At 55.0% G+C, this 6,183-nt stretch carries 5 protein-coding genes; 3 read left to right on the top strand and 2 right to left on the bottom strand.

Annotated features, from left to right (window positions below; translation table 11 throughout):
• Together AC04SG_RS32550 and AC04SG_RS32545 are read right to left on the bottom strand one after the other, a co-directional pair.
• The coding region (locus AC04SG_RS32550) for a hypothetical protein (RefSeq protein WP_488554368.1) at positions 1-267 on the bottom strand (267 nt) is incomplete at its 3' end.
• A 652-nt stretch (positions 268-919) separates the two neighbouring features.
• Positions 920-1,513: a transposase gene (locus AC04SG_RS32545; protein ID WP_488554367.1), complete on the bottom strand. Its 594-nt coding sequence runs from the start codon at positions 1,511-1,513 to the stop codon at positions 920-922.
• Positions 1,514-2,349: 836 nt separating this feature from the next.
• Here AC04SG_RS32545 and AC04SG_RS32540 point away from each other — a divergent pair.
• The 3 genes from AC04SG_RS32540 (at position 2,350) to AC04SG_RS32530 (ending at position 5,721) form a co-directional block, all read left to right on the top strand.
• Complete coding sequence (locus AC04SG_RS32540; protein WP_488554366.1) at positions 2,350-3,486, top strand: phosphoribosyltransferase domain-containing protein; 1,137 nt, start codon at positions 2,350-2,352, stop codon at positions 3,484-3,486.
• Between the two features lie 84 nt (positions 3,487-3,570).
• Complete coding sequence (locus AC04SG_RS32535) at positions 3,571-4,659, top strand: cysteine protease StiP domain-containing protein (RefSeq protein ID WP_488554365.1); 1,089 nt, start codon at positions 3,571-3,573, stop codon at positions 4,657-4,659.
• A gap of 246 nt (positions 4,660-4,905) precedes the next feature.
• The gene (locus AC04SG_RS32530; protein WP_488554364.1) at positions 4,906-5,721 is read left to right on the top strand and encodes an HAD family hydrolase; all 816 of its coding nucleotides are present in this window, start codon (positions 4,906-4,908) and stop codon (positions 5,719-5,721) included.
• The last annotated feature ends 462 nt before the right edge of the window (positions 5,722-6,183 follow it).

Genomic DNA, 6,183 nt, shown 5'->3' with positions numbered 1-6,183 from the left:
GTGGCGGAGGCCCTTCTCAAGCACCGAAATAAGGCGAGCATCCTCGGAATAGAGAGGCTCCTTGCTGTGCCCTATCAAAACCCCAGCTGACTGGACCGGCTGCAACGTCGAGGCCGCCGGCATTGCTCTGCCGCCACGGGAATTGGCGATCTCGCTCAGCTGCCGCTCAAAGGTCGCTGCATCTGCGGACGGCACCGCGGGTGAACCCGCTTGCCGGCCCGCGCTGTCCGACTTTACCTGCTCCCACTTCGTCGAGGCGAAATCCATCCGTCCCTCCCTTCAAAAAATAGGCCTTCGAGGCTGGGCTGGATTTGACATGCCGGAAATCAGGAACAAACTACCCTTTAACAGACCTCGGCAGGCATGCACCGTGAGCATCGGCAGCCGATGTTCGTCCAGTGCGACCAACCCTGTCTGTTTTGTTAAATGGGGAAGCTGTCGACAACCTGATGACGACAGTGCGCCTCGAGCGTTGTGCATGTGCCCGCGCGCTTCGCCGTCAAGACCCGATAGATCGAAGATTCAGAGACAAATACTGCTTCTCATGGTGAGGTGGGCGGCTAGCTTTCGCGGTGATCGGATGTGTGACCGGCAGAAACCTGGTTGAACGGGCAGGGCGCTGCTATGGCAAGCACATCCGACCGGCCATCCGATTCTCACGCGTCCTCGATGTCAGCTGCGAGTGGCGTCCGCTTGGCTAAATTCCAATCACGAGGGCGTCGCCGCTGGGACGCGCACCCGCTGCCGCCAGCAGGATTTTCTCGCCCTGCCGAAACGGCAATTGGTGGGCTAGCAACCTGTGCCTAGGTGATTGGATTTGATCGCCATGGATTTGCGCTTGTTACGAGCCTGCGCGCGATTGCGATTATGATGAGCTTGTGGGGCTTGCCACGTTCTTTGAGACGTTTGGCGAGGGGTTTCAGCGCCTGAGTGAGACATGCTGCGGCGAGCGCGGCCAGGAACAGCACATAACGCAACGCCCGCCGTCCACCGAGATCCTTCTCTTGCCGCGCATTGTTCCACTGTCGTGTGGCATCGGAGCAAGGCCTGTCATGGCGGCGGCCTCGCCGGCGGTCATCCGACCGAGTTCCGGCATTCGGTGATGAGCATGGCCACAGAGACCAGACCAGTTCCTGGGATGGATCGCAGCAGCCACGCTTTCGTCCAGACTGTCATCCTGAGCAATGGTGCTTGCGATCCGGCGCTCGAGCTTCCCGATCTGATCGTCCAGCATGATCCGTAAGGCATTGTCCATATCGACGACATCTTCGGATATACCCTGCTTGTCGCGCGCAGAGATCTTTGCCGCGAGCCGCTTGCGCATATCGATGATCTGAGCCCGCCGGGTCGTTAAGGACGCCTGACGCGCTCGCACAACATGCCGAAGCGGCAGTAGCTTCCTCACTACCTTGCGGAATCCAAAAAAACCAGCCAGCCTGAGCCCGTTTTCGATTTTCTTCTCGCCCGAAAAATCCGAGCTTGTCTGATCGGCCAGCGCAACAGTACTGCCCAACTCGGCGCAGCCAGTGGCAACCGTCCGTTGGAAAGCCTCCGGCCACAGCATGCAGCGTCTAACGGTTCCGGCACCGTCGATTTTTTTTCGCCGACGCTGGCCTGTCGCTATTGATCCAAAACTGTCGACTATCGAACAGGCGCACCATAGCGAAATGTGTCGCATTTCATGCGCAGCCCTCGACGCAAAAAGACGGAAAAGCGCGACGTGAAGGTGCGCCGGCCCAACTTGCGTATCAGCGCGCAGCTGCGTCCGCAGGATGGCACCTCAATTGCACATCAACCTTGGGAAGCCGCTGTAACAGTTTTGCCTCAACCAACGGAGATGACATGGCGATTGGCCCAGAAGCACGGAATTACCCTTCGCAGCGGCTCGTGAGAATTCTCGGCTCTGTTGTTGATGGCTGGTTGTCGGTGATGATGCTCTGGTGTCAGATCCTGTTGCAGATGGTTATCAGGCGCCTGGCGGCATTTTTGCGGTGGCTCTGGAAGATCGCCGAGAACGTGTCTCTCCTGATCGACAGTCCGCCACTACCAAGTTCTTCCCGGGGGATGGTGATGAGGACTTCGTTCAGGTGCCAAACTTCATCGGAGCCGGCCGCGTCGTACGCAGTCGTTGAACGTACTGGGGCAAACTTCTTGCTTCAGCGGGGGACTGAGACGGCGATCTCGCGCTCCACAATTTCGTCGACCCGGCGTAGGCCCAAAGGGACCAAAGGGGTGACATTGGCCGTAGAGCGCTGGCGTTTGTAGCCGGTGTGCAAGAATCTGCGTCTACTCACCTCTGCACGAGAAGTTACCCGTGACACCACCAAATCAGAGGCCCGGGTAGGACATTTGGACAACGCACATAAGAAGTATCTTTCTGCCGAACTCGCCCGCGGAACCATCTCGGTTGAGATCGATCGCAGCCTACTGGCCCCCGAGGCAACGTTCGGGTTCGCGGAGCGCATCAATCCCAAGCGGTCTTTCCTGTTCGCCTCCAAGCTGCTTGGCCGTCACAGTCCCGTTCGGCCTTCGCTGATGCGAAAGACGTACACACTTCTGGCCGACCAAATTGCACCCGATCTCGAAGGGCCAATCCTGTTCATAGGTGTGGCCGAAACTGCTGTCGGGCTGGGAGCGGGCGTGCACCAGCAATATTCAGAACAATATGAACGAGACGACACTGTTTACATTTGCACCACCAGACACGAACTAGGTTTGCCCCTGATCTGTCAATTCCAGGAGGAGCACAGTCACGCCCCAGGACATTTCGTACACTGGCCGCTCGAGCCAGTCCTGGTCTCGATGGTCAAGAACGCCCGGACGCTTGTGTTAATTGACGATGAAGCGTCGACCGGAAAAACATTCGGCAATCTGTTCGCAGCTCTGCCTGCCAGCATCAGGTCGAACCTTCGAAATACTGTCCTCGTTACGCTTACGGATTGGTCAGATGGTGCTGTCGAACAGATAATCGCAGCCAACGTGAAGCGCGCGTCAATCCTTTCCGGGCGGTACCGCTGGGATGCAAACGGTTTGAACATCAACGCGCCGGAAGTTCCATCTGTTGGAAAAAAAAGGGGTAATGTCATTTCGCCGGATGTCAACTGGGCGCGGTTGGGTGTCTCCCGGCACCATCTTCAACTGGATGGTGAGGCGGCGTCGTCGGGCGCTACGCTGGTCCTTGGTACAGGAGAAAACATTTGGCAGCCGTTCCTGCTTGCGGAAAAATTGGAGCTGGAAGGAGCTAACGTACACTACTCTTCGGTTACCCGATCACCGATTTCAGTGGGTCACGCCATTTTATCGAAAATAGCGTTTGAAGATAATTACGGCGGGAATGTATTTAACTATCTGTACAATGTCTTCCCATCAGAATACGCAAAAATACTTGTGTGTTCCGAGACAAGTGAAGCGTATATGAGCCCTATACTCATGAACTTCTTGGAGCGGGCATCGGTCGTGATTCCAAAGAGAGTACTTGCTATTTGATGATTATCATCACGCCAAAATTTCAATACGTTCAATCGCGCTCAAAGTCCTGAAGTTGCGCTAGATGGAGGTAGAGGAGTTACATTGTCGGCGACGAAAGGGAAGATATTTTCTGGAACGTATCGTAGTACGGACGTCACGTTTCTATTGAAACCCGTAATTTTGGAGCCAATCGGCGACGCTTCAAAGGAACGGGCGATACAATCCGGCCTACGTCATTATTCGGAAATGATTTCTTTCGAAAGCGCCCCCGAAGCCGACTACATGACGATATTCTACGACGCGATGTCAGTTGGCGCTGCGAGAATGGGACGCGAAGTAGCAGCTCTCGCGCGGTCTATCTCAAATCAAATTAAAGGCCCCATCACGTTGGCGAGCCTCGTTCGGGCCGGGGTGCCTTTGGGTGTCCTCCTCAAGCGTGCGTTGTCGCGCATGGGAAAGGACGTGCAACACTTTGGCATTTCGATCATACGGGACCGCGGAATTGACAGTAATGCAATGCGCCACATCATAGAGCGGCGCCCCATTGAAGGTCTGCTGTTTATTGATGGCTGGACGGGCAAAGGCGCCATCTCTTCTGAGCTGGAACGGAGCTTCCCTTCGTTTTCTGCACAGCCGCCAAAGCTGGTGGTTTTGTCTGACCCCTGTGGCCGGGCGTGGCTTGCGGCGTCGGCCGAGGACTGGCTCATTCCGTCGGGAATACTCGGGAGCACCGTGTCCGGGCTGATCAGCCGTTCGATACTGAACGAGGACGTCACAGGTCCGGAAGATTTTCACGGTACAGTCCTATGGAATCACTTAGTGTCCCATGATATCTCAGCTGCCTTCGTGGATAATGTATGGGCACATGCTGTCACCGCGCTAGACCAAACTAATGATCTCGCGCAGTGGATAGACAACGACCGCTCAAGACATCAGAGACGATCGCGCGAGGCAATTAGTCGAGTTGCTGCACAGTTTGCTGTTGAGAATATTAATCGGATCAAGCCAGGAATTGCGGAAGCCACGCGAGCAATTCTGCGCCGCAAGCCTCAAGTTGCACTCCTCTCTTCCGTTGAGGACCCTGACCTGGCAGCGCTACGGCATCTGATCCGGAAGAGGAAAGTTCCCTTCCAAGTGGTTCCGGAAAATATTCACCCATATCGCGCCATTACTTTGATAAAGAAGGTTTAGAAATTTGATTATATCGCATCTTGGTCCAAACTCCGGAACCGCTCAACAGGACCGAGCGTGTGGCAGGCATAGCGTGTGGCAGGCATTTCGCTTCATCCGGCTTGCTGGTTGTTAGCGGACAGGGCGTCATTTTCGTGATTATGAAAGGGCTGGCCGCCGTTTGAGGGAAGCGTTGGCATAAATGTGAACGCAAAACCAAATTCATCTGCCCGGGACCTTTCCGAGTGACGAAAACGGATTCCAAACATGGATGACGGATCGAGTGCATTGCCTGATCAACCCATCAAATCCGCAGATCACGCCGTGCAGCCAATCGTCTTTGCTGATCTGGATGACACGTTGTTCCAAACACGTGCAAAGTGCCCGAAAGGCAGCCGGCATAAACTGGCGCTAGCTGCGGTCTCCTTGAACGGACATCATTCCATGATGACGCCACGCCAGGTTGCGATGATCGATTGGCTGCTGGGTACGTCACAAGTCATTCCCGTCACGGCACGTGGCACGACGGCCTACGGGAACGTCAAGATCGCGTTCAACAGCTATGCAATTGTTGCAAACGGCGCTGTCATCCTTCAGCCAGACGGCGCGCATCTGAAGGAATGGCACGATGTCATTTCTAAGGAACTGATTCCTCACAGGAAGGCACTGGATAAGGTACTTGAAATTGGTCGGCAAGTTGCCGCAGCTGGCAAAATGTCTCTTCGTTCGTGGATCGTAGAAGAAAGGGGGATGGCCACATATGTCGTTTTCAAAGAAAATAATGGTGATGGAAAGAGGCTGGCGGAACTGAAATTTGAGTTCGACGATGCGGGTTGGATACGGCATCACAACGGAAACAACTTCGCGCTCATTCCCCCGCCTGTTTCAAAGCGCCGGGCAGTAGAGTTCCTCCTGAAGAAACTCCGGTCGGAGTCTGAAGATAGGCCAGCTATCGGATTCGGCGACAGTGCAAGCGATCTCGGCTATCTCAATTTGTGCGACTGGTGGGGTGCGCCATCGCGCTCGCAGATTTCGGCGATGCTGAACGAGCCAACGAAGACGCTTTTTGCGGGCATTGCTTGAAAGGAAAATTATGGCCCACCGAGGGTGATGTCACGTTATCTGACTCTGACTGCGCTGAGGCCTGTATGGCGAATGTCAATTGCCCCACGTTAACGGATTTCCACTCTGCCATGCACTGGGCGGCTCCTTCTTGCAGCCGACCGTCATGCCAACGCCACGCCGAAGATGTGCCTCGAAGCGCGCCAGACTGCGCTAGCTGAGGCGAGATTGATAGTTTTGGATGGCGCGTTTTGAGTTTTTGCGTTTTTGCGAATTACCCGCGTAACCTCTAACTTACTAAGTGGCACCTACTTTTTGCGGGAGTCGATATGTGGCCCGGTGGCGCGAGCTCCAAAATCGCCCGACTGGTTCCGATAGTCCGCGCAACCTCAAAGATATTTTTTTGGCGATTTTCCCTTTGAAGCAAAGTGTAATTTTTGACGGTCCCTGCGTCGGAACTTTCTGGTCAAAGGCATTCATAAG

This window comes from Mesorhizobium sp. CNPSo 4684 (assembly GCF_057784315.1).
Note: the sequence above shows the minus strand (reverse complement) of the source record. Positions and strands in the feature narration are given on the sequence as shown.